This is a genomic window from Acinetobacter towneri (genome assembly GCF_017498585.1).
Lineage (GTDB): Bacteria > Pseudomonadota > Gammaproteobacteria > Pseudomonadales > Moraxellaceae > Acinetobacter > Acinetobacter towneri.
Map to the genome: position 1 here is coordinate 1,793,946 of NZ_CP071766.1, position 25,750 is coordinate 1,819,695.

Annotated in this window: 27 protein-coding genes; 9 read left to right on the top strand and 18 right to left on the bottom strand. The window is 38.9% G+C overall.

Features of this window, described 5'->3' with window-relative positions; genetic code table 11:
- Positions 1 to 14: 14 nt before the first annotated feature.
- From J4G44_RS08685 to J4G44_RS08700, 4 genes are all read right to left on the bottom strand, one after another.
- Positions 15 to 329 (bottom strand): helix-turn-helix domain-containing protein, encoded by a 315-nt coding sequence (locus J4G44_RS08685; RefSeq protein ID WP_004973819.1) that lies wholly within the window; start codon positions 327 to 329, stop codon positions 15 to 17.
- Positions 326 to 634: a transcriptional regulator gene (locus tag J4G44_RS08690; protein ID WP_096902348.1), complete on the bottom strand. Its 309-nt coding sequence runs from the start codon at positions 632 to 634 to the stop codon at positions 326 to 328. Before J4G44_RS08690 ends, J4G44_RS08685 begins: the two co-directional genes overlap by 4 nt.
- Positions 635 to 745: 111 nt before the next feature.
- A complete protein-coding gene (locus J4G44_RS08695) occupies positions 746 to 2,041 on the bottom strand; it encodes a Y-family DNA polymerase (protein WP_167846009.1) in 1,296 nt (431 codons plus the stop codon).
- Positions 2,042 to 2,084: 43 nt separating this feature from the next.
- Positions 2,085 to 2,699 carry a LexA family protein gene (locus J4G44_RS08700; RefSeq protein WP_096902350.1) on the bottom strand — a complete coding sequence of 205 codons (615 nt, stop codon included), beginning with the start codon at positions 2,697 to 2,699 and terminating at the stop codon, positions 2,085 to 2,087.
- A gap of 198 nt (positions 2,700 to 2,897) precedes the next feature.
- Between J4G44_RS08700 and J4G44_RS08705 the strand changes: the two genes are divergently transcribed.
- From J4G44_RS08705 to J4G44_RS08715, 3 genes are all read left to right on the top strand, one after another.
- On the top strand, positions 2,898 to 3,479 hold the full coding sequence (locus J4G44_RS08705) for a hypothetical protein (RefSeq protein WP_004973810.1): 582 nt from the start codon (positions 2,898 to 2,900) through the stop codon (positions 3,477 to 3,479).
- 92 nt (positions 3,480 to 3,571) lie between these two features.
- A complete protein-coding gene (locus J4G44_RS08710; protein WP_207973573.1) occupies positions 3,572 to 4,759 on the top strand; it encodes a phosphotransferase enzyme family protein in 1,188 nt (395 codons plus the stop codon).
- A gap of 180 nt (positions 4,760 to 4,939) precedes the next feature.
- Complete coding sequence (locus J4G44_RS08715) at positions 4,940 to 6,187, top strand: ISNCY family transposase (RefSeq protein ID WP_207973574.1); 1,248 nt, start codon at positions 4,940 to 4,942, stop codon at positions 6,185 to 6,187.
- 190 nt (positions 6,188 to 6,377) lie between these two features.
- Here the strand turns inward: J4G44_RS08715 and J4G44_RS08720 are convergent, their stop codons facing one another.
- Positions 6,378 to 6,836 carry a DUF2147 domain-containing protein gene (locus J4G44_RS08720; RefSeq protein ID WP_207973575.1) on the bottom strand — a complete coding sequence of 153 codons (459 nt, stop codon included), beginning with the start codon at positions 6,834 to 6,836 and terminating at the stop codon, positions 6,378 to 6,380.
- Positions 6,837 to 7,257: 421 nt separating this feature from the next.
- On the opposite strand from J4G44_RS08720, the gene J4G44_RS08725 reads away from it, so the two are divergent.
- The 4 genes from J4G44_RS08725 to J4G44_RS08740 all read left to right on the top strand — a co-directional run bounded on the left by J4G44_RS08725 (position 7,258) and on the right by J4G44_RS08740 (position 12,303).
- On the top strand, positions 7,258 to 9,117 hold the full coding sequence (locus J4G44_RS08725) for an ABC transporter ATP-binding protein (RefSeq protein WP_167846013.1): 1,860 nt from the start codon (positions 7,258 to 7,260) through the stop codon (positions 9,115 to 9,117).
- A 227-nt stretch (positions 9,118 to 9,344) separates the two neighbouring features.
- Positions 9,345 to 10,373: a helix-turn-helix domain-containing protein gene (locus J4G44_RS08730; RefSeq protein ID WP_096902549.1), complete on the top strand. Its 1,029-nt coding sequence runs from the start codon at positions 9,345 to 9,347 to the stop codon at positions 10,371 to 10,373.
- A 71-nt stretch (positions 10,374 to 10,444) separates the two neighbouring features.
- On the top strand, positions 10,445 to 10,819 hold the full coding sequence (gene gcvH / locus J4G44_RS08735) for a glycine cleavage system protein GcvH (RefSeq protein WP_104851960.1): 375 nt from the start codon (positions 10,445 to 10,447) through the stop codon (positions 10,817 to 10,819).
- A gap of 293 nt (positions 10,820 to 11,112) precedes the next feature.
- Entirely contained in the window at positions 11,113 to 12,303 is a 1,191-nt protein-coding gene (locus J4G44_RS08740; RefSeq protein ID WP_179994186.1) for an MFS transporter, read from the top strand.
- A 123-nt stretch (positions 12,304 to 12,426) separates the two neighbouring features.
- Here J4G44_RS08740 and J4G44_RS08745 read toward each other — a convergent pair whose 3' ends face one another.
- Positions 12,427 to 13,485, bottom strand: coding sequence for a 3-deoxy-7-phosphoheptulonate synthase (locus tag J4G44_RS08745; RefSeq protein ID WP_104851962.1), 1,059 nt, complete (start codon positions 13,483 to 13,485; stop codon positions 12,427 to 12,429).
- Positions 13,486 to 14,002: 517 nt separating this feature from the next.
- Positions 14,003 to 15,118, bottom strand: coding sequence for an S-(hydroxymethyl)glutathione dehydrogenase/class III alcohol dehydrogenase (locus J4G44_RS08750; RefSeq protein WP_004973720.1), 1,116 nt, complete (start codon positions 15,116 to 15,118; stop codon positions 14,003 to 14,005).
- A 237-nt stretch (positions 15,119 to 15,355) separates the two neighbouring features.
- Between J4G44_RS08750 and J4G44_RS08755 the strand changes: the two genes are divergently transcribed.
- Entirely contained in the window at positions 15,356 to 16,879 is a 1,524-nt protein-coding gene (locus J4G44_RS08755; RefSeq protein ID WP_180060048.1) for a phospholipase D family protein, read from the top strand.
- 77 nt (positions 16,880 to 16,956) lie between these two features.
- On the opposite strand, the gene J4G44_RS08760 is transcribed toward J4G44_RS08755, so the two are convergent.
- The 8 genes from J4G44_RS08760 to J4G44_RS08795 all read right to left on the bottom strand — a co-directional run bounded on the left by J4G44_RS08760 (position 16,957) and on the right by J4G44_RS08795 (position 23,068).
- On the bottom strand, positions 16,957 to 17,547 hold the full coding sequence (locus J4G44_RS08760) for a uracil-DNA glycosylase family protein (protein WP_104851964.1): 591 nt from the start codon (positions 17,545 to 17,547) through the stop codon (positions 16,957 to 16,959).
- Between the two features lie 32 nt (positions 17,548 to 17,579).
- Positions 17,580 to 18,032, bottom strand: a complete 453-nt coding sequence (locus J4G44_RS08765) for an XRE family transcriptional regulator (protein WP_154320746.1) — start codon at positions 18,030 to 18,032, stop codon at positions 17,580 to 17,582.
- On the bottom strand, positions 18,029 to 18,172 hold the full coding sequence (locus J4G44_RS08770; RefSeq protein ID WP_004973580.1) for a hypothetical protein: 144 nt from the start codon (positions 18,170 to 18,172) through the stop codon (positions 18,029 to 18,031). Before J4G44_RS08770 ends, J4G44_RS08765 begins: the two co-directional genes overlap by 4 nt.
- Positions 18,173 to 18,252: 80 nt before the next feature.
- Positions 18,253 to 18,963, bottom strand: a complete 711-nt coding sequence (locus J4G44_RS08775; protein ID WP_004973578.1) for an SGNH/GDSL hydrolase family protein — start codon at positions 18,961 to 18,963, stop codon at positions 18,253 to 18,255.
- 162 nt (positions 18,964 to 19,125) lie between these two features.
- Positions 19,126 to 19,869, bottom strand: a complete 744-nt coding sequence (locus tag J4G44_RS08780; RefSeq protein ID WP_004973576.1) for an SDR family oxidoreductase — start codon at positions 19,867 to 19,869, stop codon at positions 19,126 to 19,128.
- A 10-nt stretch (positions 19,870 to 19,879) separates the two neighbouring features.
- Positions 19,880 to 20,578 (bottom strand): histidine phosphatase family protein, encoded by a 699-nt coding sequence (locus tag J4G44_RS08785; protein WP_004973573.1) that lies wholly within the window; start codon positions 20,576 to 20,578, stop codon positions 19,880 to 19,882.
- Complete coding sequence (locus J4G44_RS08790; RefSeq protein ID WP_179994188.1) at positions 20,575 to 21,696, bottom strand: phosphotransferase family protein; 1,122 nt, start codon at positions 21,694 to 21,696, stop codon at positions 20,575 to 20,577. Before J4G44_RS08790 ends, J4G44_RS08785 begins: the two co-directional genes overlap by 4 nt.
- 130 nt (positions 21,697 to 21,826) lie before the next feature.
- On the bottom strand, positions 21,827 to 23,068 hold the full coding sequence (locus tag J4G44_RS08795; protein ID WP_207973576.1) for an acyl-CoA dehydrogenase family protein: 1,242 nt from the start codon (positions 23,066 to 23,068) through the stop codon (positions 21,827 to 21,829).
- Between the two features lie 92 nt (positions 23,069 to 23,160).
- Here J4G44_RS08795 and J4G44_RS08800 point away from each other — a divergent pair, with 92 nt between their 5' ends.
- A complete protein-coding gene (locus J4G44_RS08800; protein WP_104851971.1) occupies positions 23,161 to 24,078 on the top strand; it encodes a LysR family transcriptional regulator in 918 nt (305 codons plus the stop codon).
- 104 nt (positions 24,079 to 24,182) lie between these two features.
- On the opposite strand, the gene J4G44_RS08805 is transcribed toward J4G44_RS08800, so the two are convergent.
- From J4G44_RS08805 to J4G44_RS08815, 3 genes are all read right to left on the bottom strand, one after another.
- Positions 24,183 to 24,674 (bottom strand): hypothetical protein, encoded by a 492-nt coding sequence (locus J4G44_RS08805; RefSeq protein WP_004973565.1) that lies wholly within the window; start codon positions 24,672 to 24,674, stop codon positions 24,183 to 24,185.
- 375 nt (positions 24,675 to 25,049) lie between these two features.
- Positions 25,050 to 25,433: a type II toxin-antitoxin system HicB family antitoxin gene (locus tag J4G44_RS08810; RefSeq protein ID WP_004973564.1), complete on the bottom strand. Its 384-nt coding sequence runs from the start codon at positions 25,431 to 25,433 to the stop codon at positions 25,050 to 25,052.
- A gap of 2 nt (positions 25,434 to 25,435) precedes the next feature.
- Positions 25,436 to 25,624, bottom strand: a complete 189-nt coding sequence (locus J4G44_RS08815) for a type II toxin-antitoxin system HicA family toxin (protein ID WP_004973562.1) — start codon at positions 25,622 to 25,624, stop codon at positions 25,436 to 25,438.
- Between the last annotated feature and the right edge of the window lie 126 nt (positions 25,625 to 25,750).

Consider the following 25,750-nt stretch of genomic DNA (forward strand, 5'->3'; position numbering starts at 1 on the left):
GAGGGCTATTTCATTTAAGCGAGATGGTCACGAACAAATTGAGGATCTAAAATAAACAATTTAATCAGTGATTGAGCTGCTCCTGAAGGTCTTCTAACACCTTGCTCCCAAGATTCCAATGTACGTTTAGAGATACCTAAAATTTTAGCAAATTGATCTTGAGTGAGTTCAGACTTTCTTCGTGCTAAAGCAACATCTGTTTCATTGATCACAGTTTTTCTTGCTGCGTTATTAGCAAGCATTTGTTTAACGCCTTCTAATAATTCAACATTTAAGTCTCGTTTTGCTTCTCGAGCTTCCAATTCTTTGTCACTTAATAAACGACTCATTTCAGTAACTCCGCTAATTGTCTAAGTGTCTTTTTCTCAAGTTGGGTAATTGTGTCTTTACTATATAAGGTCAATAACCAAATTTCGCCATTTGCTAAACGGTTGTAATAAATTACACGAACACCACCTTGTTTACCTTTACTCTTTCCACCCCATCGAATTTTACGAACGCCGCCAGTACCAGGTTCTACATCTCCTGCTGTAGGGTTCTCGGCAATGAAAATTTTAAAGTCATTGTATTGTTCTTCAGTCCAATAGTAGGGATATTCATTGGTAAAAAAAGTAGTCTCACAGATGGTATACATCAAACACCTTTATACTACTTTGTAGTGTTTAATTGTATACTACTTTGTAGTACTTTTAAGCATTAAATTAGGTCTCATATTGTGAGCTTTTTTAGCCCAATCAAATCACTGCTAATCACCAAGCGCCAATAAACCTTCCCAGCTAAAATAATTCGGGCTTAAATGGCTGCGCTGCATCGCCCAAGTTCGATCTTGCAATTTACATGCTCCAATGGCGAGTTTTTGCACACCAAATTTATTTTTCACGGTATCCAACACTTGCTGTAATTGTTCCTGTTTTTCAATGGCGTCAGTATCTGTAAGCAGGTCGTGAATATAGCTTTGTTTGGGTTCAAGTCCCGTTAAAATCACACCACATTTTTTAAAGGCAATTCCTTCCTGAAATAGCGTTGTCACATGCTTCATCATGGCTTTGTTCATGAGCAAAGCAGAATCTGTTGGCTCATTGAAAGCAATAGTGACCGATTGATTGTAAAAAACTTGGCGCGGATCAAAACGGTTAGATTGCGCAAAAATGATCATACAACCACATAAACTTTTTTCAGCTCTGAGCCTTTGCACAGCAGATTGTAAATAATCGCTCAAAGCTTCTGAAAGCGCATGAATATCTGTTACACGCTGCCCAAAAGAACGTGAGCTGATGATTTGCTGCTTACTTACGGTATTGTGCTCCAGTTCAATACATGCTGTACCTGTGAGTTCAAGAATGGTTTTTTTCATCAAAATAGAAAATTGGCGCTCCATTTGGTCTGGATTGCTTGTTGCTAGATCAAATACAGAACGGATACCCAATGATTGTAATTTTTTAGCGTTTTTGCGTCCCACACCCCAGACTTCAGCGGCATCAATGTGTTGAAACAAGGCTTCTTTGCTGCATAAATCCATATCCAGTAAATTACATACGCCGTTGAAATAGCGGTTTCGCTTAGCAAGATGATTGGCTAGTTTGGCTTCAGTTTTACTTTGACCAATACCAACACAAACAGGAAGAGCCAGCCATTTCCACAAGGTTGTTTTAATTTCCTGTGCAAGTGCGTTTAAATCGCGCTGAGAATATGAACTCAACTCAATAAAAGTTTCATCAATCGAATAAATTTCAACATCTTTGGCACTGACAAATTCTTGAATAATATTATTAAAACGTCTGGACATTTCTGCATAGAGCGCATAATTACTTGAAAAGACCGCAACATCATGTTGTTGAATTAATTCTTGAACTTGGTAAAAGGGCACAGCCATTTTAATGCCAAGTCGTTTGGCTTCTTCGGAACGTGACACCACGCAGCCATCGTTATTGGAAAGCACCACCACAGGACGATGATTCAGGTGTGGTTGAAACAACCGCTCACAGCTCACATAACAATTATTAATGTCAATGAGCGCAAAAACTTGCTCTAAAGCTTTCATGACTATTTTACTTATTCGGCTTTTTTATGCATTATTGTGGTGTTTAAACCATCAGGTTTTTCAAATTCCACGTGACCACAGCAAACACTTCAAAAGTTTGCCCATCTTTCAGGTAAATGCTGTCGTAGTCGGGGCTTTCTGCCTTGAGCCAAGCTTCGGGCAAAGTGGCAGGGTCGTAGTCTTCACCAAAATGTTCAGCCAATTCACTTTTGGACATTTTGGCTGTAATCATCAAGCGTTTAATAGTCAGGTCTTTTTGGTCGATTAATGCAACCACAATGCTGCGGTGTTTGGCTTCTTTACTGCGATCTACCAGTACAATATCGCCGTATTCAAGCCCTGCATTCACCATAGAGGTAGTGCGTACCACATTTAAAAAGGTCGCATTTTCATTAGAAATAAGATATTCATTCAGATCAATATTTTTATCAATATAGTCTTGAGCAGGCGAAGGAAAACCTGCAGGAATGGATTCTATTGTTACGGGAAGATGCAGCGTTTTTCTTTTAGCAAGCGCTTGAAAATCATGCTGATTCAGCAATTCAATTTGTTCAAGCAGGGCATTCAGGCTAGGGCTGGGTTTACCATCGCTGCCCATGATTTTTTGTAATGACGCCCAAGCAGCGTCAGAGAAGTAAATAGGTAACTTCTTAGACATGAGATTACTCCTACGCAACGAGGCGTGTTTGAAGTGAAATTTGATGTGTTGATAGCATAGCTGAAAACATGATTAAGATTCAATCTACGTGGATAATTGATTGCTAGATATAGATCACACTCTACGATTGCATAGCTATACAAACACAAGCCTTTCCGTTAGGATTTTTCTATCGCAGCAGCATATTTAGAGATTGGCATGCATATTGTTGAAGACATTTATTTAACGAAAGAAGAAGTTGAATCTTTACTGTTGGGATTAATCAATTCACAACTTGAACCTGAGTTTTTAATGCAGGATTTCATTAAACATCAGGTCTGGTCTTTGGCTGAATATTTTAAGCAAAATACTGAACATGAAATTGATTTTGCGCAAATCAGTTGCCCGATTAAAGTCAAAGCGGAATATCAAAATCATCGTTTAAAACGTCATTTTCTGGTTGAGTTTCATCTGACCACCACACCTTTTTTTAATTATGAGCCAGAAGAAAATAGCGTGGCTTACTCCTACATGATGAAAGATTTTTATCTGACCGATATTATTTTTTATGATGCCTATACGGGTGAAAATTTGCAGGCTTGGATGCAAAAAAGATTCGTGATTTTGCAGGGTGAACGTGAAATAGAAGTGAATTCATTGTCATGGTATGCAGATTACAATTTGCCGCAAGTTACACAAAATATGGTGTCTTTTGTGAGTGAAGCTGCTTATGACACAGGTTTAGATCAGATTGTAGATGAAGTGAATTTGCGTTTACGACAAGCCAAGACCGTTAATTAAATAGCTATCATCTATCTAAAAAATGATTATTTGAAATGGATGGCAGGGAATATACGATTACACAATGCTGATCAGGTTAAGGAATATCGAAAATGACCACAATCACACATGATTTAGGTCATGGCATGGGGAATGACTGGGAATATAAAGATTGGGCACATCTGACTGTCTCAGAATTACACAACCTGCAACCGTATTACCCATGCTTGCAAGGGGGTATTCAAATTCTGTGGTGCAGTCCGCGCCCATTTTCATCAGCCGCAGTGATTGAAGTCACGCAGGATGCAGCCAGTACAGATAAAATAGGAAGTCGCTCGTATTTCATTAAACGCAGTCATCGTTCATTTCGTAATGCGCAAGATATTTTGCAAGAGCATGCTTTTTTGCGACATTTAGCCAGTAAAAACATTCCTGTTGCGACATTAATTGCCTCGAATTACGGACTGACCGCTTTAGAAATGGGCGACTGGACTTATGAAGTCTACGAAAAAGCAGCAGGTTTTGACTTATATGTCGATCAGCAATCTTGGACGCCTTTTTTCTATACGGAACATGCTGCCAAAGTGGGGAGTTTACTTGCGAAACTGCATGTCGCCATGCAGGATTTTCCTGAGTTACATGGCAGATCGGCGCGTTATTTAGTATCAAATCAGCAGCTTTTAGAAAGTGAAAATATCGTAACGGCTATTCAGCAACGTATTCAAAACAGCCCTGAATTGAGCCGTTATTTTGCCGATAAAAACTTAGACACCGTTTTTTTAGAGCGTGTATCTCAGACGCATCATAAAATTAAGCATGTATTGCAGCAGGTCACTAAAATTTGGACGCATAATGATTTGCATGCTTCTAATCTGTTTTGGTCTACGCAAAGTGCCGATGCCAATATTACCGCGGTGATTGATTTTGGCTTATCGGATCGAAATTCAGCGCTTTATGATCTTGCGGTAACGATTGAGCGTAACTTTATAGATTGGTTAGCTTTAGAACATACATTACAAATCAATATTGACGAAGCGGGTTTAAGCGCGTTTTTACAGGCGTATTTTGCAGAGATACATCCACAACAAGACTTTAGCATTTTGCCCGGATTACTAAAAATTGTGCATTTGGATTTCGCATTTTCAGAGCTTGAATATTTTGTCGGGATTACCCAAAACCTGAAACATGCCGATGCTGCTTATTATGATTGGATTGTTGGACATGTAAATTGGTTTTTTGCAGAGCAAGGACAGCAATTTACCCAGACTTTTACTCGATTAATTCAACGCGAATTGTCATAATCTGCACAGCTAAATGCAGGGTGCTGTCTTCAGATATCTTATTTAACATAATGTACATTATACGCAATTGAATTGTAACTCCAAAATAGAAATGTCCGGTTTCTCCAAAGTAAAAATGTCCGCTTTTAGAATACGCACTTTTGCGATTTTCTTAGCGGACGGTTTGTTATGTTGGTATCTATGTCGGATAAAGAACTTAAAAGATTGTCGGTCTTGCAGGAAATCTGTGATCAACGCATAACCCAGTCCCAGGCTGCTCAGTTATTACATATCTCAGAACGTCAGATCAGACGCTTATTGCAAAAATATAAAGCTCAAGGTCCTGCTGCATTAGCACATGCTGCTCGTGGTTTCGGTCCCACTTTAGCACATGAAAAGCTGACTACCATTCATGGATTTGATATTTCGGTAGAAACCCTGCGTTCTTGGATGATTGCAGCCAATTTATGGATTCCTCGTCATAAACGTCTGAAACGCCCGTATCAGCCTCGTTATAATCGAGACTGTTATGGTGAATTGGTCCAAATCGATGGCTCACATCATGACTGGTTTGAAGGACGTGACGCTAAATGCTGCTTGTTGGTTTATATTGATGATGCCACTGGAAAGCTGTTGCATCTGCGCTTTTGTGAGGCCGAAACGACCTTTGATTATATGCTTTCAACCCGAGCCTACATTGAGCAATACGGCAAGCCTTTGGCCTTTTATAGCGATAAACACTCAGTATTTCGAGTCAATCAGAAATCCAAGCAAGACAGCCAGATCACGCAATTTGGCAGGATTCTCAACGAATTAAACATCGATATTATCTTTGCCAACTCACCACAGGCCAAAGGACGTGTGGAACGCGCCAACAGAACTCTGCAGGATCGCCTGATCAAGGAAATGCGTTTGGAAGGCATCTGCTCAATTACCGAGGCCAATGCTTGGCTGCCCTGCTTCATTGAGCAGTTCAATCAGAAGTTTGCCAAATGTGCGAGAAACTCGAAGAACTTGCATCGACCTTTAACGGAATCTGATGCTGAGCTAGAGGATATTTTTACCTGGCAGGAACCGCGTAAGGTCACGAAGAATCTGACTATCACGTATGACAAGTGTATTTATATGCTTGAGCCAACACCACTGAACCACAAACTTGTTGGGCAATACATAACATTTTTAGAGTATCCAGATGGTACTGTGGCCATCATGCACGAAGGACGGAAGATCAACTACAGTATTTTCAATAAACTGGCTAGACTGCAGCAGAATGAAGTAGTTGAGAATAAAAGATTAGGTGCGGTTCTGGCCCATATCCAGCAACAACATGAAGAGTTGGAAAAACAAAATAAAAGTTCCCGTGCCAAGAAAAGTATGCCGAGTCGTAAAGCTCAGAAAGTTGTTATTGAACAAAGAAATTTAAATCCTGTTCTTGACTCTTGCAGTTAAAAACAGGACATTTTAAATGGTTTATCGCATAGACATTTTAATTGGTGAATAACATGAATATATTAAGCAATTGATATATATGGGTTTATTTTGAGTGTTCGGTGTCTCAATTTATCTTATCATTCACAAAAAGATAAAAAGCTACTCAATCTTTCAATCAAGTAGCTTCAAAAATACGCCGTACAATCTGTTAAAGTTTTTTCCAAGTCATCGTGCTAATCGCATTCGCGCTCTTGGCTTTGCCATATACTTTCATTTGATTATTCGCCACATTTAATTGAGCATCAATTTTATAGACATAACCATCTTTCGGGTTAATCCATTGTCCTTGCGAAAATTGTTTTGGATTTGAATTTGCTACCAAGCCTTCTAATGCCTGCATGCCTTTTATGGGCTGATTCTTTAAGTTGCCTTGGCATTTGCTACATACCTCTAATTGAGTTGTGCCTACCGACAATAAATTTCGAGTAATTACAGCACTATATTCCGAAGTTTTAGAGTTCTTACGAATCACAATTTCCGCAACATAATGCCCTGTATGATCATCAATTACTTTCCATGTACCAATCAATGGATCAAATGGCATGGCTTGAACAGGAAAAATAAATCCAAAATATAGTGCAATTGCACCTAAAAAGTTACGCATCATAAAAATATCAACTTAAAACCAATTTACAGCACGGTTGTGCTAAAAATGGGCGTGATTATAGCAATCAATGTTGAGTTTAAATAAATTTTTCATAAAAATTAAATATTTATATGCTATTGGTTCGATGAAATATCATTAAAAATGTGAACCAATACTCTTTTTATGGGTAGATGAATTTTGATGCGTTGCAGCTTTATGTATAAAAGTGAATCTATAACGTGATTTTGTATGCAAATTAATCATCTATATTTCTATTTTCAACATTTGCTGTGTTATGGCGTAAACTAGACCTACAAGCTGTATCACTATAAGTTAAGAAATATTCACAGGAATGCTCTTAACTTTATCCTAAGTTTTTTGTTTTTACTGTCTTAAATTTATCTATCTTTAAATTTAGGTTTAGTCATCAAGGTAACATCGTATGCTCAAGTGGTTCGAGAAACTTATAGATCCTTATCCAAATAAAGGTTTGACCGAACCCTTGCCAACCACGTTTTTTGCCTTTGTTTGGCAAGCAGCTTCAGGTGTACGTCCATATTTATTGTTATTGGTTTTATGTACTGCAGGCGCTGCCAGCTTTGAAGCTTTGCTATATGCAAAAATTGGCGATTTAGTCACATGGCTTAGTCAAAGTCAGCCAGATACTTTCCTTGCGCAACATCAGCAGAACCTTACTTTGCTGTTTTGTATTTTATTGGCCAATATCTTTTTTGCCAGTGCGCAGTCAATTGTGAAGCATCAAATGTTATACAGTGGTTTTCCAATGCGTTTGCGTTGGCGTTTCCACAATTTAATGTTGCAACAAAGTCTGGATTTTTTCCATAATGATTTTGCAGGAAGACTCTCTGCCAAAGTCATGCAAACCGCCTTAGCAGTACGTGAGTTTTGGGTCATTTTGGGCGATATGCTTGCCTATGTATTCATTTACTTTATTACGATTAGCCTAGTATTGGGCGCAATTTCTCCAATGCTCATTTTGCCGTTATTATTATGGTTGGCTTTATTTATTCTTGCAGCAGCTTATTTTATTCCGCGTTTGAGCAAAGTATCTAATGAACAAGCCGATGCACGTGCGGTGATGACAGGACGCGTGACCGATGCTTATACCAATATTCAAACCGTAAAATTATTTGCGCATGCAGGTCGCGAAAGCCAATATGCCAAAGCGTCGATGCAAGAATTTATGTTGACGGTTTATAAACAAATGCGTTTGGGCGCTCAATATGAAATCAGCATCAATTTATTAAGCGTGGTGTTGTATGTGGGCGTTTTAGGTACAGCAATTTGGCTCTGGTTAAATGGCCGTGCAGAATTGGGGATTATTGCTGCCACTACAGCCATGATTCTTAAACTCAACAGTATTGCCGAGTTTATGATGTGGCAGACCTCTGCCCTGTTTGAAAATGTCGGCACCATTCAAGATGGTATGAAAACTCTCGGACGTCCAATTGCGATTCAAGACAAAGCCGATGCAAAACCATTACAAGTTGCTCAGGGCGAAATTCAGTTTAAAGATGTCAGTTTTGCTTATAACAGTAAAAACGTGATTGATCAGTTTAATCTGCATATTCGTGCAGGCGAAAAAATTGGTATCGTGGGACGTTCAGGCGCAGGTAAATCGACCTTAATTCAATTGCTTTTACATTTTTATGAGCTTAAACACGGCTCAATTATGATTGATGGGCAAAATATTGAAGATGTGACCCAAGACAGTTTGCGTAAAAATATTGCACTTGTGACTCAAGATACTTCGCTATTACACCGTACTGTGGCTGAAAATATTAAATATGGTCGTCCTGACGCGACTGATGCAGAAATGTTTGAAGCTGTACGCAAAGCCAAAGCCGAAGAATTTATTCCACAATTGACCGATTTACGTGGCAAAAAAGGCTATGAAGCCTACGTGGGCGAACGGGGTGTTAAACTTTCAGGTGGACAACGTCAACGTATTGCCATTGCCCGTGTTTTCTTAAAAGATGCGCCTATTTTAATTTTAGATGAAGCCACCAGTGCGCTCGACTCTGAGGTTGAAGCGGCAATTCAATCGAGCCTCGATGAACTCATGCAAGGTAAAACTGTAATCGCGATTGCACACAGACTATCTACCATTGCACAAATGGATCGTTTAATTGTGCTCGATCAAGGACGTATTGCAGAACAAGGTACGCATGATGAACTGGTGGCTATGAACGGAATTTATGCACAACTTTGGCAGCGTCAAACAGGTGGTTTTTTAATTGAACAAGATAAAATCGTAAAACCATCGACTGATAAAAATTAGCATCTCCAGCAACTTTGCTGTAACTCAGGCTTTGATGAAATGCAGATTTATCGCATATAGTCAAAGCCTGTTTTGTCTAACAATTTCCATAGAATTTCTTTAATTTTCATGCCAAGATGCAATATGTCATCTACGTTCTTATGTCGCCGTTTGGCAAACTAAGATATGCATAGATGACAGTCGCTAAGGCAAATTAAAATAAAATTAGCAAATGCAATGGAACATGCATGAAAACAATATCAGCACGTCAGGAACAAGGTGTTCCAGGGGTTTATGGCTTATTGGTTTTGGATGTTGTATCCCGTTGGGGTTATAACGCAGATACCTTATTTGCACCATTTCAACTCAATAGCGAAATGTTGGCAGACCCAGAATGTCGTATTCCTACACCTATTGCCAATGAGTTGGTTAAACATGCTTTAAAACTTACAGGCGAATCGACGCTCGGTTATCATCTTGGTACGCAAATGCGCATTTCTATTCATGGCTTTATTGGCTATGCGATTATGACTGCGCATGAAATTAGTGATGCGCTGATTTTAGCCAATCGTTTTATTCAACTGCGTATGCCCTTTTTACAATTGTTTTTCTCGACTTTTGGCGAAAAAGCCAGTCTGCAATTGCAGTGTGATATTCACATGGAACCTTTACGCACAGAAATCGCCATCGCTTTAATTATTGGCATGATCACCATGAGTAAAGCCATGACAGGTACAGAACACTTTACGGGCGAAGTCGATTTTGACTTCCCAAAACCTGCGGGTTTTGATCAATATTTTGCGAAATTTCCTTATCATCAATTCCGTTTTGATCAGCCGTATTTAGGTTTAAGTTTTGATAAGCAATATCTGGGCTTAAAAATGATTAATGCCGATCCTATTGCCAGTCAAATTGCGATTAATCAATGTGAAGCTGAGCTTTCAGCTTTAGGTGAACGTCGCCGAATTTCTATGCGGGTGCGTGATATTTTAACTCATGCAGAACAGCATTATTTAAGCATTGAAAATGTTGCCGACTATCTACACATGTCCGACCGCACACTCAAACGTCAACTGGCTGCAGAAGGTACTTCATTTTCAAACTTGGTCGATGAAGTCCGTTATCGACATGCGACTTCCCTGCTTTCCCGTACCGACTACACGCTAGAACAAATTGCCGATGAATTGGGTTATAGCGATGTGGCTAATTTTAGTCGTGCTTTTAAACGCTGGAGTGGACGCAGTCCGAGCAATTGGCGTAAAGATCCGTATTTATAAACTTTTGTTTTTGGCAAAAAGCATGTATAAAACATGGCAAAAAGATTCGATACAATTTAAGGAGTTATCAAATGAATCACCCTGCTGAATTAAAATATGCAAGAACACATGAATGGGTGCGTATTGAAGGTGATTTGATCGTCACAGGTATTTCAGACCATGCACAAGATGCTTTAGGCGATTTGGTCTATGTAGAAGCACCTGAAGTTGGTCAAAAAGTAATTGCGGGTGAACAAGCTGGTGTGGTTGAGTCTGTTAAAACAGCTTCAGATATTCACGCCCCTGTTTCAGGCGAAGTAGTTGAAGTGAATAGCAATTTAGAAGATGACCCTGATTTTGTGAATGATGAACCGTATGGCAAAGGCTGGATTTATAAAATCAAACCAGACAATATGGCAGATGTAGAACAGCTTTTATCAAGTGCAGACTATGAATCTGGCTTATAAGCCTTAAATTTGCAGCGTTTAATCGCTCAAATTCAAAGAAATCAGCTTCGGCTGATTTTTTTTGTATTGCAACTTTAGAAAATAAACCTAATTATCTTTATTTGATAAAATAATTAAAATAATTGCATTAAAATCTAATTTTAAGTTTAATTTTATTGAATAGCTGTACTTTTCACATAAATGGGTTTATTATTTTTTGCATGATCTCGCGGTGTGATGATTTCCAATAACAAAGCATCTGTATAACAAAGTACACATTACACGCTGCTCCACTCACCATATAGGTTTAAATTATGTCTGCTATAAATGCTGAACATTTATGGAATAAGTCGTTTATTCTCTGCTTATTCAATAACTTGTTCTTATTCATATTTTATTTTGCGCAAACGACAGTTTTGCCTATTTATATTGTGAATGAGTTGGGTGGTAGCTTGTCACAGGCAGGTTTAGCCATGACTTTGTTTATGTTATCTGCAATCGCGATTCGCCCATTTAGCGGTTTGATTATTGAAAAATTTGGTGTAAAGAAAACCTTATATGTTTCTGAAATCATGTTTTGTCTGTGTAGCGTGGCATACATTTTTGTAGATAGTTTACTGTTTCTACTCGTACTGCGTTTTTTACATGGGATTTGGTTCAGCATTGTCACCACAGTTACCGTCCCTATTGCCAATAACTTTATTCCAGACAGTCGCAAAGGTGAAGGTATGGGCTATTTTTTGGTGTCAGTAAATTTAGGGATTGTATTGGGACCTTTAATTGGTTTAAGTCTGATTCAAAGTGTTTCTTATGCCAGTATTTCTACCTTACTATCCGTCAGTGTTTGGGTAGGTTTCGCCTTCTGTTTAATGATTCCAATTGCGACCCAAAAAGTAAAAACTGAAACAACACCTAAACGTAAATTAGGGCTTCAAGATTTTGTAGAGAAAAAAGCAATTCCTGTATCACTCATGGCGATGATGGTTTCTTTCGCGTATGCCAGTATTATGTCATTTATTTCCACCTTTGCAGAATCACGCAATATGCTGTCTTATGCGAGTTTATTCTTCGTGATATTTGCAGTTTCGATGATGATTTTGCGCCCAATTACAGGCAAAATTTATGATCGTAAAGGGGCGAGTTATGTGATTTATCCTGCAATTATATTATTTGCTTTAGGATTAATTGTCTTGAGTCAGGTACACAGTGTATTCGGTTTTATGTTGGCTGCTGCATTAATTGGTGTAGGGTTCGGGTCTGCCCAACCTTGCCTGCAAACCATTTCAATTCAACGCTCCCCTAAAGATCGTATTGGTCATGCCACATCTACGTATTTTTGTTGTTACGATATTGGTATCGCCTTAGGCGCGTTAATTCTAGGTTGGATTATTGCGGGTTATGACTATACCGCAGCGTATTTGCTCTGTGCTGTTGTGACCTTAATCAGTTTAATTTTCTATAAATTTGTTGTGGCTAAACAACCTAATGCAGATATTCAGGCTTAGTTTTTAATAGCAGCAAAAGAATTGTTATTTTAAAAACTAATCTAAGAAGAGTTGATTTTTAAATACTCTCCCACCCAAAAAACCTGAAATTTCAGGTTTTTTGGGTTTCTGGAGTTTTATTTTTTATGCAGTTTTAGCCAAAACCTGACGATTTAAGCTTTCAGCGACCTCAATAAGCAGTTGTTCAGTCTTATCCCAACCCAAGCAGCCATCGGTAACAGATTGACCATAAGTCATCTCGCAAGAAATCTTTTGATTTCCATCCACCAAATGACTTTCTAACATGATGCCACGGACTTGCGTCTGTTCACGTTCTGCCACAATGGTACGCAAGACTTGCGGTTGTTGTTGTGGGTCTTTATGGCTGTTACCGTGACTACAGTCAATAATCAATGCAGGCAACTGCCCTTTGGCTTTGTGCTGAATTTTCTCAATTTCTGCCAATTGATAATTTGGCCCTGAATTTGCGCCACGTAAAATTAAATGCGCGTGTGGATTACCTTGTGATGACAAAATAGCAGGTAAACCCGACTGGCTCATTCCCATGAATTGATGTGGATGACTTGCCGATTGAATTGCATCTAATGCAATTTGAATTGAGCCATCAGTTCCGTTTTTGAAACCAATGCTATACGGCATGGCGCTAGAAATTTCACGGTGAATTTGTGATTCACTGGTACGTGCGCCAATTGCACCCCAAGCCAGTACATCATCAAAATATCCCGTTGCCATTGGGCTTAAAATTTCAGAAGCAATTGGTAAACCCATTTCTATAATTTGTAGATACAGTTCACGTGATTTTTCTAAGCCTAATTGCATGTTTGCAGAGCCATCTAAGTCTGGGTCATACAAAAAGCCTTTCCAGCCTACCGTAGTACGTGGCTTTTCGATATAGGCGCGCATCACCAAGAAAATTTGATCTGAAACTTGGCTTTGTAATTGTTTTAATTTTTCTGCGTATTCGAGTGCTGCTTGCGGATCATGAATTGAACAAGGTCCTGTAATGACCAATAAGCGAGGGTCTGTGCCCGCTAAAATGTTCTGAATAATCTGTCGATGTTGTGCGATTTGTTGTTTTAGCGCAGATGAAAGTGGGAGTTGCGCTTTGAGTTGATGCGGTAAACTTAAACTAATTTCAGTATTGTTGGTCTGTTGTTGTAAAGCAGTATTTAAAGCATTCATTGGTCTGTTCCTTTGGACTGTTTCTCTTTTTTACAGTCCGATCATTTATTTCAGCGTTATGGGTCTAATGGATTGCAAGGTTTGAGTCATAGATTGACTAAAGTAAAACCAATAAAAGTTGCTAAAGTATGAATAATTAACGTTGTACATGATTAAATCTCCGAAAAACCTATAAAATTCAAAACACCAGACATAAAAAAACCTGATCAGGGTTGCCGATCAGGTATCAACTGGTGGGCAACCTTTTGCCCGAACGCGACTCAGGCAATCATTGAAACTGCCAAAAGTAATAGTAAGCGTTTGCGATTAAAGGTTGCTTTAACATCTTGTTTTCATCAAAAAATGAGCTGTTAAAATTAAAATACGCTGTATTGTTCCGTTTGGCAATCCTTTTTGTAAAATAATTTTTATTGGATGTATTTATTAAAATTAAGCTACTGTTTTAGCGAATCCAGGGGTTAAAAAAACCAAGCCGAAGCTTGGTTTTTGTTGGGTCTTTATTTAAGCGCGTTACTCATCATTGATCAAAATGAATCACACTACGAATAGATTTACCCTCATGCATTAAATCAAAGGCTTCATTAATTTGGTCTAGCCCCATGGTGTGCGTTACAAATGGTTCGAGTTGAATATCACCCTTCATGGCTTCTTCAACCATGCCTGGCAATTGCGAACGACCTTTTACACCACCAAACGCAGTTCCTTTCCAAGTACGACCTGTCACCAATTGGAATGGACGAGTTGAAATTTCCTGACCTGCACCTGCAACACCAATAATAATGGATTGTCCCCAACCACGATGCGCACATTCCAAAGCGGAACGCATCACATTGGTATTTCCAATACATTCAAAAGAATGATCTACGCCCCAACCTGTTTTTTCCACAATGACTTCCTGAATTGGGCGGTCATAATCTTTTGGATTTAAGAATTCGGTTGCACCAAATTGTTCTGCCAATTTGAATTTCTCTGGGTTGGTATCAATGGCGATAATACGGCTGGCTTTGGCTTTATGCGCACCTTGCACAACAGCTAAACCAATACCACCTAAGCCAAATACCGCAACGGTATCGCCTTCTTGGACTTTTGCAGTATTTTTAACTGCACCTAAACCAGTTGTAACACCGCAACCTAATAAGCAAACTTGCTCATGATTGGCTTCAGGATTAATTTTTGCTAAAGATACTTCAGCAACTACCGTATATTCACTAAAGGTTGAACAGCCCATGTAGTGATAAATCGGTTGTCCATTATAAGAAAAACGTGTCGTGCCATCAGGCATTAAACCTTTACCTTGTGTCGCACGTACGGAAACGCATAGGTTGGTTTTACCAGATTTACAGAATAAACATTCGCCACATTCTGCTGTGTAAAGCGGAATCACATGATCGCCTGGTTGAACACTGGTCACACCCTCACCAACTTCAACCACAATACCTGCACCTTCATGGCCAAGAACTGCAGGGAAAACACCTTCAGGATCTTCACCCGATAAGGTAAATGCATCGGTATGGCATACCCCTGTGTGGGTAATTTTGACCAAGACTTCTCCAGCCTGCGGCGGTGCAACATCAATTTCAACAATTTCAAGCGGCTGACCTGGGCCGAATGCGACGGCTGCACGTGATTTCATGAGCAAATTATCCCTAAAAAATACATTAACAGATGATAAGGGGCTGCTGACAATTCGTCTATGTTTGCGATGTGAGAGAGATATCTCGCAAGCTATTTATAAAATATCAACAGACTCTCACAATACCCTCTTTCTATTCAGAGTTTCAAGCATTAACATGAGGATAATCTCCATGTATAAATACAGAATGACTTAAGAATAATCATGAAGATCCAAAGACCTTGTTACTGGCTTGGAATGTTGGCTTTTTTCGCTATTTTACTGACAGGATGCAGTTTACCGATGAATCAAGCGAGCAAAGATAGCCCTGTTGAGCATTATGTAGATCATTGGCTGAATGGTCAGGAAATTGATGCACATTTATCCCAAAATTTAACAGCGTATCTTTCTCTAAATGATGCCTTTAGTAGCATCGCCTCGCGTTTATATTTGATTCAAAAAGCACAGCACCATTTAGATTTACAATATTACATTTGGGAAGATGATTTAATTGGTCAGTTGATGTTGGCTGAACTGCTCAAAGCAGCAGATCGTGGTGTAAAAGTTCGTTTATTAATTGATGATCAAAATGGTACGCAACTTGATCCAACCTTAAAACGGCTTGCTCAGCATCCTAATTTTGAAATAAAAATTTTCAATCCGTACAAATATCGGCATTTTCGTGTGATGGATTATTTGTTTCGTTTTAAACAAATCAATCGCCGTATGCACAATAAACTAATTATTGCCGATGGGGCGATTGCCGTGACAGGTGGGCGTAATATTAGCCGTGAATATTTTGATGCCAGTGAAAATTTTCAATTTACTGATATGGATATTCTATTCTATGGCAGTGCTGTCCCCCAAACCAATGCCGTGTTTTTAGAGTTTTGGAATGACGAACTAAGCTATTCAGTAAAGCAATTATTAGGCACAGGCAACGCGTTGCAATTGAGAGAATTGCGTAATCGCTATGAATTAAATGCCAAATATAAAGATAAAATTCGTGAACGTGTGGCTAACGCGCAAGAAGAAGTCAGCATCAAATTAGAACAACATCCTGTACAGTGGGTATGTGCGCATTTTGTGGCAGATTCTCCGAATAAAATTCGGGGTACAGCTCAAGGCGAGCAACTGATTTACAAACAAATGTTAAAGTTAATGGGTGAGCCCAAACAACATTTAGAACTGGTTTCTGCCTATTTTGTCCCAACAGAAGATGGTCTTAAAACACTCACTCAACTGGCTGAAAAAGGAATACAGATACGTGTATTGACCAATTCATTTTTAGCCAATGATGTGCCTTTGGTACATGCATTTTATCAGCAGTATCGCGTAGATTTACTTAAATCAGGTATTCGTTTATATGAATTTAAGCCTTATATTGAACGAAAAAAGCGTACTTGGTATGAAGTTGCAACGGGTAACGTAATTCCTGCCAAAGGCAAAAACGCCTCGAGTTTACATGCCAAATTCTTTGATATAGATGGCATGGTCTTTGTAGGTTCTTTTAACCTTGATCCTCGTTCTGCAAAATTAAATACCGAAGTTGGCTTGGTGTTAGAGTCTGAACAATTGCAAAACGATGTTTCTCAATCTTTAGACCGCTATTTGCCACAAATTGCGTATGAACTGCAATTAGACGAAAACGGTCAAATTATTTGGTTAGATCATCAGGCAGATGGCAGTATTCAAACGTATCATCATGATCCTGAAACCACACAGTTTCAGCGTTTTATGATGAAAACAGTTTCATTATTCCCTATTGAATGGATGATGTAATGACAATAGATAGACATTAATTATGGAAGCGTATTTTTCTTTCTCTGCCATCACTGTCTACAATTATTTAAAGTTACTTATAGTAAGCCTATTTCTTTAAATAAGTTAAAATACGCTTCTGCCTTTTTCTCTAAAGCTAAAGGATAGGCTCGTGAAGATGAAGGCATCCGATATAAATGCAGCTCACGCTTGGCAAAATAGCAATGTGTCGCCTGCCCAATTTGAGGTTTTTCGGCAGATTCAGGCATAGATAACATGAGTGTATCAGTCGCTTTATCGCCTGTGGTCATAATGCTTTGACATAAAGGTATCTTGCTTAAAAGTGCTGCAATATCCATTGGTTTTTCAATCTGTAAAAATTTGTCTGATGCATTGCCTTTTAAGCGAATCACCTGCTGCGCCGTATCTGAAATAGCAATGCCAGTGGTGTTTAAAAAATCAATAATTTTATGAAGATGAAAATTTTTAGCTTCTAAATCTAAAAAGTAGTTTTTATCTTGAAAAAAGCATAAGCCCAAAATTCGCCACATATCATTTTGATAATTCGGATAATAAAAATCCATTTTCCAACGGCTTTTAGGTGGTGGAAAACTCCCAAGCATTAACAGCTTGGCATTGGCTGGTAAAAAGGGTTCGAGTGGATGGGTTTCTATTTTAGAATCAGACATTTATAGATTGAACCTTTGGTCTTTAAATTAAGCTAAGACATTGCAGTACGAGCAACTTCATAATGATTTTTATGTAACTTCCCTTGATTGAATAACCATGTCGCAACTTCTGGCCAAAAATACATTGCAGATCTAGATGCAAGTCCATACATCGGACGTGGAAAGTTTCCGTCACCACGTTTATTTTGCGCATATAAAGATAATGCTTGACGAGTCATTCCAGCACGTTCAGCCATTACTGCCAAAGTTGAATAACCTTGCTCTTCTACTATCAGATCATGAAATCCTAATGAGCGAATATTGTCTAATGCTGAGTGAATCGCTTGTTCTGCATTTTCAGCTTCACGGTCAAACTCAAGATAAATTGTATCGTTATAACTGCAAACTAATGCATCATCACAACCCGCTTCAAAGAACTTATCTTCTAGCACAGACAGATCAGAACGTGCGTCACGTACCACAACAGTAAAGTGATAGTTATTCATAGTTCATCTCCATGACATTGCTTTACTTTACGCAAGATTTGTTTTGCATGTGCTGATTTACCTGAATCGACAACATCCCAGCCGTTTTCAATCGCATATTCAATTGCTTCGCGAATATGTTTATTGGGATGTTTCTTCATATTTTCATTCTGCTTGATGATTTAATTATAATTTAGTGTTGACGATTGTTAACACTATACCATTATTTAAGTTAATTTACCTAAAACCACTCCAAAATCCTATCCGAGACTTCTTTCCCCCAAATCTGGTAAATTTCTTTACTTGGATGAAAACCATCTTTTGCCATTTCTAAATTCATGGATTGATATTTTCGAATATCATATTCAATCCACTGCATATCTTCTTGTTGTGCAATCATTTTTTCTAATTGTAAGTTCATTTGTTTTGCGTATTGTCCAAATAGCCAAGATAATGGATTGGGCAATGCGGGAAATAAATGCATTGGTGGAACCCCCGTAGCAATGATTAATTCAGGTTGGAATTTCGCTTGAATAAGTTGATAAAAATGTTGCTGTTGTTTAATCCAAGTCTGTGCCGACATTAAGCGTGTTACATCGTTGACACCAACAGAAGTAACCACAACATCATATTTTTGATTTACCAGTTTTTTCGTTTTTTGAATGACTTGTGAGGTAGTATCTCCAGACTGCGCCTCTAAACGCCAATGTACTTGGTACTGATGCTGCAAAGCAGAAATCACCGCACCTAAAAGCGCATCATTTTGATGTGCTACCCCAACGCCTGCAGCGGCAGAATCGCCTAAAATCAATAATGACAGCGTTTGCCCTTGCCCTGTAATACCTTCTCGTGCGCCTTCGGCTTCAGGCAATCGGATCGTGTTCTTTTTAACACGACTTCCCTGAATCACCAAAGCGGGAATTAAGGCAAGGGTTGCTGTTCTAAGCCACATCACATTTCACTCTTAAATACGAAAACCGAAAATACAAATTTTAAACCCAAACAAAAGTAGAGACTCAAATATAAAAATAGCATCGTGTCATTTAAAGTGATTGCATTCATCATCAGCTTTAAATTTCAGGATGCTATTCAAATACTATGATATCGCTGCTATTTAGCCGAGTTTATTGACCAATTTTAATGGTAAAACTTTCATAGCTAAGCCCAATGGCAACCATGGCCATTTAGGTACATAGGCTTTAATTGGCGCTTTTTCAATTTCTGCAGCAAGTAAGCGTGAACCTGTTTTTTCATCAACTTCAAAAGGCAGTTTTTTTGCACCTTCGTTGATTTCGGTACGAATATAACCAGGGAAAATAGTCGTAACTTGAATAGGTGTATCAATTAATTCTGCACGAATTCCTTCTGCTAAATGTGCTACTGCAGCTTTACTTGCACCGTAAGCAGTAAGATGTTTTGGCATACCACGAATGGCACTCATAGATGAAATCATCACCAAATGCCCTGAGTTTTGCTCACGGAAAATTTCAACCGCGGCTTCACACTGCGCCAAAGCTGAAATAAAGTTGGTTTCTACTGTGGCTTTGTTGATGGCAAAATTACCTTTACCAATGCGACGTCCTTCGCCCACGCCTGCATTGACAATAATGCGGTCAATTTGTCCAAAATCTTGTTTAAATTCACGAAACACCTGAAACACCTGATCATAATTGGTGACATCCAGCGTTTTTGCAATAACACGAATACCAAACTGGCTTTCCAGTTCTTGTTTCAGCGTTTCCAAACGCTCTAAACGTCGGGCGCAAATTGCAAGGTTATAACCCATTTGAGCAAATTCACGTGCCATACCCGCACCAATACCTGAACTTGCACCTGTAATTAGAATTGTTTTTGTCATGGTTTGATCCTTAAATCCAAGTCAATAAATTTGAGTTTTCAGCTTTAATAAAATGATGTTCATTCAAGCTTAACAGTTGTGGTTCACTGCCGACCAAACGTAAAGTGGTGATACTTGAGTTAGTAATTGCCCAGTTCAATGCAAAGGTTTTATTGGGCGTTAAGCCTAAAATTTTACCTGCAGCCACAGAAATCACACCACCAGAAGTAAATACCACAGCATATCGTGGTTGTTTTTGGGCTAAGTCATCACATAAATGCTGCAATGCATCTTCGACACGCTGTTTAAAATGCGGCCAAGATTCTTCATATTCATGGTGATATTCACCGCCCGTCCAGCGTTCTATCGCACCTTCAAAAATTTTTGCCAAATATGCACGAGGATTGACCTCTTTGGCGACATCTTCTTTCATCAATTCAGGTTGATTAAAACGCGGTTCATACTGCGCGAAAACCTGTTGATGATTAAACTCGTTCCATGCGCTGTCGGTATGAATTTCGACCTCAGGAAAACATTCTGCCAAAGCCAGTTGTGCAGTTTGCTGATGGCGCTGCATTGAACCAGCCACCACATAGGGTGCTTCTTTTAAAATGCGATCAAAATAACGTCCGAGCAATTTGGCTTGTAACTCACCATTAGGCGAAAGTTGATCATAACTTTCTGCCCCAAAAGATGCTTGCCCATGACGAATTAAATAAATGGTGGTCATTTCGGCATCAATTCCTTAAATTTGGCGATATATTTTTGTGCTAGTTCATTTGCTTCCAGTTTTTGTAAACCAATTAACTTTAAGGCACGAATATGCAAAGCATGAATGACAATCCAGAAATCCTTAAATGCAGGATTATTGGTTTGCTTGTGGAAATAACGATAATAAATTTGCTGGGCGATCACCGCTAAACGGAAAATTCCAAACACTTCATAGAATGTCCAGTTATCGGTGCTCAAGCCTGTTTTTTGCAAATAATAGTCCACCACTTGCTGACGTGTGAACATGCCTTTTAAGTGCGTTGGTTGACGACGGGTGGCTTTAAAAATTTGATTATCGGTATCTTCAACCCAATATGCCAAAGCCGAGCCTAAATCCATGAGTGGATCGCCCAGTGTTGCCATTTCCCAGTCCAAAACGCCAATCACTTGAGTCGGATGTTTCGGGTCTAAAATCACATTATCAAAACGCCAGTCGTTATGAATAATGCAGGTTTTTGAATCTACAGGAATATGGTCTAACAACCATTTACGCACATATTTAAAAGATGGCACGTTGATGGTATGTGCTTTGGCATAGCGTGCATCCCAACCTTCTACCTGACGTCGGCAATAACCATCACCTTTCCCTAATTTTTCTAGCTCAGTTCCTGCATAAGGTACTTGATGCAGCTCAATCAGTTTATCAATGACATTTACACAAAGTTCATGTACTTGAGTTTCGCTAAAATCAAGCTCTGGTGGCAATTTTGCACGTGGGATAATGCCTTCAATACGTTGCATCACGTAAAAATCGCAGCCAATTACAGCTTCATCCTGACACAACGCCACCATTTCAGGTAACACAGGATAAAACGGGGCTAAATTCTTTTGCACATGATATTCACGCGCCATGTCATGTGCAGATTTAGCTTTAGTACCTTTGGGCGGACGACGCAAAATTAAATCAGCATTGCTGTACTTAAGGCGATATGTCCAGTTCGATGCACCGCCTGAATATTGTGTGACTTCTACAGGTTCTACGACATCGACATTTTGTTGTTTTAACCATGCTGTCACTGCCTGAATATCGAGTTCTTCGCCTTCGCGTACTGTGCCGCCTACATCAATAACTGACATTATTTTTCCCTAATTTTCCAATTTTTTTAATCTAACATAGATTTTCCGTGTTCTCTTGAGATGTATCGGCAATATCAGAAATATTGCCGAATACACTACCAAGCGACACAATAAAAAATTCGCAACTGACTTATTTTTTGCGGCTGCTACGATAACCACGTTTAGCCAACTCAAGTTTGGCAATCATGCCTTTGTGTACTTCGTCTGGCCCATCGGCAAGACGTAAACTACGCGCTTGGGCAAAGAAACCTGTCAACGGTGTATCTCTAGATACGCCTGCACCACCATGAATCTGCATCGCCATATCAACTACTTTTTCCAAGACACTTGGTGCAACCACTTTAATGGCAGAAATTTCGGTAAGTGCTGCCATATTGCCTAAAGTATCCATTTTATAGGCTGCATAGAGAGTTAATAAACGTGCTTGATCAATCGCCACACGCGCTTCCGCTACGCGCTCCAAATTGCCACCGAGTTTCAGAATTTCCTTGCCAAATGCGGTACGGCTCATGCCACGGTCAATCATCAATTCCAAAGATTTTTCTGCTGCGCCAATACAACGCATACAATGGTGAATACGCCCCGGCCCTAAACGACCTTGTGCAATTTCAAAACCTTGTCCTGCACCGCCAATAAAGTTGGCAACAGGCACACGCACGTTATCAAAACTAACTTCGCCATGACCGTGTGGCGCATCGTAATCACCAAATACAGGTAACATACGTTCAATTTTAACGCCCGCAGTATCTACAGGGACTAAAACCATAGAGTGTTGATGATGACGGTCTTTAGTTTCATCGGGCGTATGCGCCATAAAAATAATAATTTTGGCATTTGGATCGCCCAAACCTGAAGACCACCATTTACGACCATTCAAGACAATTTCATCGCCGTCTACGACTGCTGTTGCCTGCATATTGGTCGCATCACTTGAAGCCACTGCAGGTTCAGTCATACAAAACACAGAACGAATTTTACCTTCAAGCAGCGGTGTCAGCCATTCTGCCTTTTGTGCTTCAGAACCATAGCGCCATAAAACTTCCATGTTGCCGCTGTCGGGTGCATTACAGTTAAATACGGTTGGCGCAATCAAACTGCGTCCACTCAACTCTGCAATGTGTGCATATTCTTGTACCGACAAACCTTGTCCTAATTCTGGACAAGGTAAAAACATATTCCATAAACCTGCAGCTTTGGCTTTGGCTTTTAATTGTTTTAATTGTGCTGGCCATTGCCATTTAGTCCAGTCACCACCCTGATTTAATTCGTGAACTTCTGCCCAGAATTCAGCTTCAATCGGCTCAATTTCTTTGGCAATAAAGGCTTTGGTACGTTCTATATAGTCTTTGGCGCGTGCAGATAGCTCAAACATGGTTCAAATCCCTTAAAATTTGTATTCATTGCTTTACAACACCTTAACTTGAAAAGTAATATGAACAAAATGATTTAATTCAATAAAACACTATGAATCATGTTCATAACAATGCAAAAGTTGATCTTACCGTTTTTCATCGTTTAGACATCAATTTATACCCGATGTTTGTTGCAATTTATGAGCAGCGCAGTATTTCCAAAGCTGCACAAATTTTGTGTATTAGCCAATCTGCCGCCAGTCATGCTTTGCAGCGTTTAAGACAACATTTACAAGATGATTTACTGGTGCGAAGTGGCAATAAAATGCTGCCTACGCCTTTTGCCGAGCAAATTTATCCGACTATTAAAAATGCCTTGTTGGCGATTCAAAGTATTGCAATACAGAAACAGCAATTTGAGCCGAATATGTTGCAATCGCTCAAAATTGCTATCCATGATGAAATTGAACCGATTATTTTTCCTAAATTGGTGGCACATTTTCAAAAGTTGAACTTGGATATTCAATTTCTGAGCCACAAATTAGACCGCAAAACGGTTTTGGCAGATTTAGCAACACAACAAATTGATTTTGTAATTGATTTAGAACAAAACTTTGGCGATAAAATTCAGTTTCAATCCTTAGTTCAAGACCAATTTGTGGTCTGTAGTTCACAACAAGAAATGAATACTGCACTTTATTTATCTTCTGCACATATTGGGGTTTCATCACGGCGTACTGGTATGTTGCTAGAAGATATTTATTTGCATCAAAAGCAATTATCACGGCAGGTTTTTTTACGTTGTCAGCACTATTCTACGGCGTTACAGATTTTACAGCAGCATCCTCAAGCCATACTAACTATTCCTAAAATGATTTTAAAGCATTTGAATATGAGCCAAAAATTGAATATTTTTGATGTGCCTGTAGACTTGCCTGTAATTAATATGGGGATGTATTGGCATAAAGATTTACAGGAAAATTCAAGGCATTATTTCTTAAGAGAGGAAATTTCTAAAATCTTTGCTTAGGCTATTTTGAATTAATCTTGAATTTGCAAGTGGTTGCTAATCGTCTTGTATGATTCTATAAAAAATAAAAGCCGCCGAGACAGCTTTTTAATATGGGTTTGTTCTTAAAACTTCGCTTCCAATACTTTTGTAGATACTTTGCCTTTCCATAAATCACGCAAAATTGGCAAATAGAACTTTTCACCTACTTCTACCAATTCAGCATCAATTAAGGCATGTGTTTCATGCATAAATAAGTAATCTAGCTCCACAGTTTGTAATTGTTGTTGTGCTTTGGCGAAATCTTTACGTTTTTGTTGGGCTTGTTTCACTAACTGATCTGCAAATGTCTTGCCCTTGAACTGACTGAGCGCATTTAAACGTAATTCAATCACGCCCCACCCACTGAGCAGCAATTTAAATAACTCTAAATCTGCAGTGGTTGATTCCCACGTCATTTCTTCCAGATTTTCATTTTCAGGCAATACAGGTAGTAAAAGCTCCATTACACTTGGAAAAATCTTTTTAAAATTCAAGATAAATTTAACAGGCTGCTCACCCGGGTAATCTTTAAATTGCACGTGTTGCTGAACATCTGTTAAATAAATTGAGAGCATTGAAAATTTCCGTAGTTAAGATATTGAGTTGCTTATAAAAAAATTAAATTTTGCAAAATAAATGCAAAACTTTAGCAAAACAGTATTTTGAAGTATTGCGTATTCTAGCAATTATGGCAGCTTAATCAATGTAAGTTGAATAAGGAACGGACATAAAAGAAAGCATCTAAAAGTGGTTTATGCGACTAAATGACGGGTTTTTAACTATTACATTTAGATAGCACCTTGTAGCAGCCTATTCTGCCGTTATGCAAATTATGTCTTTAAACCAACACATAAATTTAAAATCGTATTAGGATGAATTACCCCTCTACATTCAAATTAGGTGCAATAGAAAACCCAGCATTTAGGCTGGGTTTAGTATATTTTACTTGATTAATGCAACGCCATTTCCGCGCTTTTAGCTAAGAATGCCGAACGGCTTAAATGTTGTTTTTTTGCAACAGCATCAATACGTTTCACTAAAGCTTCTGGCATGCTGATATTAATACGAATAGACTTTGTATTTACTTTTGTTGTATCAATATCAACTAACAACCAAAAACCCCCCTCAAATCGCTCATCACCTAACCATTGCTCTGGGCTTGATGGTTCTGGTAACGGAATATCTTCACCATCAAAGTGAACTTCAACCGCTTCCTGTGCCATGCGCTGAATATCTTGCATCTCATCTGCTGCGCTAAAGCATCCATCAAAGTCAGGAAAGGTTAAACCGTATGCGCTATCTTCATCTTTGTGAACATATACTGGATATAACATTTTTACCTCCACTCCCAACCAGCCTGTTTATATATATTGCGTAGAGTTCCTATTGGCATATCTTTACGTGGATGTGGTACCACAACATGTCCAGGCTTTTCAGGATGCTTATACTTTTCATGGTCGCCTTTACCACCCACTTTGTACCAGCCTTCCTGCTCAAGACGCTTAATAATGTCTTTGCTGTTCATTGTGTAATTATACACAACATAATTTTAATAAGGAAGGATGCCCAAAATTTTCCCTGATTTTCATAAACAAAGTCTGTGTCTACCTCGCATCATGTGCAGACAAACACAGACCTTGAATTTGTTTAA

What these genes read in the sequence shown, in the direction of transcription:
- J4G44_RS08775 (WP_004973578.1), bottom strand. Translation starts at nt 18,963, where the DNA reads ATGTGGCTTAGAACAGCAACCCTTGCCTTAATTCCCGCTTTGGTGATT.
- J4G44_RS08785 (WP_004973573.1), bottom strand. Translation starts at nt 20,578, where the DNA reads ATGACCACCATTTATTTAATTCGTCATGGGCAAGCATCTTTTGGGGCA.
- J4G44_RS08725 (WP_167846013.1), top strand. Translation starts at nt 7,258, where the DNA reads ATGCTCAAGTGGTTCGAGAAACTTATAGATCCTTATCCAAATAAAGGT.
- J4G44_RS08780 (WP_004973576.1), bottom strand. Translation starts at nt 19,869, where the DNA reads ATGACAAAAACAATTCTAATTACAGGTGCAAGTTCAGGTATTGGTGCG.
- J4G44_RS08790 (WP_179994188.1), bottom strand. Translation starts at nt 21,696, where the DNA reads ATGTCAGTTATTGATGTAGGCGGCACAGTACGCGAAGGCGAAGAACTC.
- J4G44_RS08700 (WP_096902350.1), bottom strand. Translation starts at nt 2,699, where the DNA reads ATGTCTAAGAAGTTACCTATTTACTTCTCTGACGCTGCTTGGGCGTCA.
- J4G44_RS08795 (WP_207973576.1), bottom strand. Translation starts at nt 23,068, where the DNA reads ATGTTTGAGCTATCTGCACGCGCCAAAGACTATATAGAACGTACCAAA.
- J4G44_RS08750 (WP_004973720.1), bottom strand. Translation starts at nt 15,118, where the DNA reads ATGAAATCACGTGCAGCCGTCGCATTCGGCCCAGGTCAGCCGCTTGAA.
- J4G44_RS08705 (WP_004973810.1), top strand. Translation starts at nt 2,898, where the DNA reads ATGCATATTGTTGAAGACATTTATTTAACGAAAGAAGAAGTTGAATCT.
- J4G44_RS08720 (WP_207973575.1), bottom strand. Translation starts at nt 6,836, where the DNA reads ATGATGCGTAACTTTTTAGGTGCAATTGCACTATATTTTGGATTTATT.
- J4G44_RS08730 (WP_096902549.1), top strand. Translation starts at nt 9,345, where the DNA reads ATGAAAACAATATCAGCACGTCAGGAACAAGGTGTTCCAGGGGTTTAT.
- J4G44_RS08765 (WP_154320746.1), bottom strand. Translation starts at nt 18,032, where the DNA reads ATGAATAACTATCACTTTACTGTTGTGGTACGTGACGCACGTTCTGAT.
- J4G44_RS08800 (WP_104851971.1), top strand. Translation starts at nt 23,161, where the DNA reads ATGAATCATGTTCATAACAATGCAAAAGTTGATCTTACCGTTTTTCAT.
- J4G44_RS08755 (WP_180060048.1), top strand. Translation starts at nt 15,356, where the DNA reads ATGTTGGCTTTTTTCGCTATTTTACTGACAGGATGCAGTTTACCGATG.
- J4G44_RS08710 (WP_207973573.1), top strand. Translation starts at nt 3,572, where the DNA reads ATGACCACAATCACACATGATTTAGGTCATGGCATGGGGAATGACTGG.
- J4G44_RS08760 (WP_104851964.1), bottom strand. Translation starts at nt 17,547, where the DNA reads ATGTCTGATTCTAAAATAGAAACCCATCCACTCGAACCCTTTTTACCA.
- J4G44_RS08690 (WP_096902348.1), bottom strand. Translation starts at nt 634, where the DNA reads ATGTATACCATCTGTGAGACTACTTTTTTTACCAATGAATATCCCTAC.
- J4G44_RS08685 (WP_004973819.1), bottom strand. Translation starts at nt 329, where the DNA reads ATGAGTCGTTTATTAAGTGACAAAGAATTGGAAGCTCGAGAAGCAAAA.
- gcvH (WP_104851960.1), top strand. Translation starts at nt 10,445, where the DNA reads ATGAATCACCCTGCTGAATTAAAATATGCAAGAACACATGAATGGGTG.
- J4G44_RS08715 (WP_207973574.1), top strand. Translation starts at nt 4,940, where the DNA reads ATGTCGGATAAAGAACTTAAAAGATTGTCGGTCTTGCAGGAAATCTGT.
- J4G44_RS08810 (WP_004973564.1), bottom strand. Translation starts at nt 25,433, where the DNA reads ATGTTATATCCAGTATATGTTCACAAAGATGAAGATAGCGCATACGGT.
- J4G44_RS08770 (WP_004973580.1), bottom strand. Translation starts at nt 18,172, where the DNA reads ATGAAGAAACATCCCAATAAACATATTCGCGAAGCAATTGAATATGCG.
- J4G44_RS08805 (WP_004973565.1), bottom strand. Translation starts at nt 24,674, where the DNA reads ATGCTCTCAATTTATTTAACAGATGTTCAGCAACACGTGCAATTTAAA.
- J4G44_RS08695 (WP_167846009.1), bottom strand. Translation starts at nt 2,041, where the DNA reads ATGAAAGCTTTAGAGCAAGTTTTTGCGCTCATTGACATTAATAATTGT.
- J4G44_RS08740 (WP_179994186.1), top strand. Translation starts at nt 11,113, where the DNA reads ATGTCTGCTATAAATGCTGAACATTTATGGAATAAGTCGTTTATTCTC.
- J4G44_RS08745 (WP_104851962.1), bottom strand. Translation starts at nt 13,485, where the DNA reads ATGAATGCTTTAAATACTGCTTTACAACAACAGACCAACAATACTGAA.
- J4G44_RS08815 (WP_004973562.1), bottom strand. Translation starts at nt 25,624, where the DNA reads ATGAACAGCAAAGACATTATTAAGCGTCTTGAGCAGGAAGGCTGGTAC.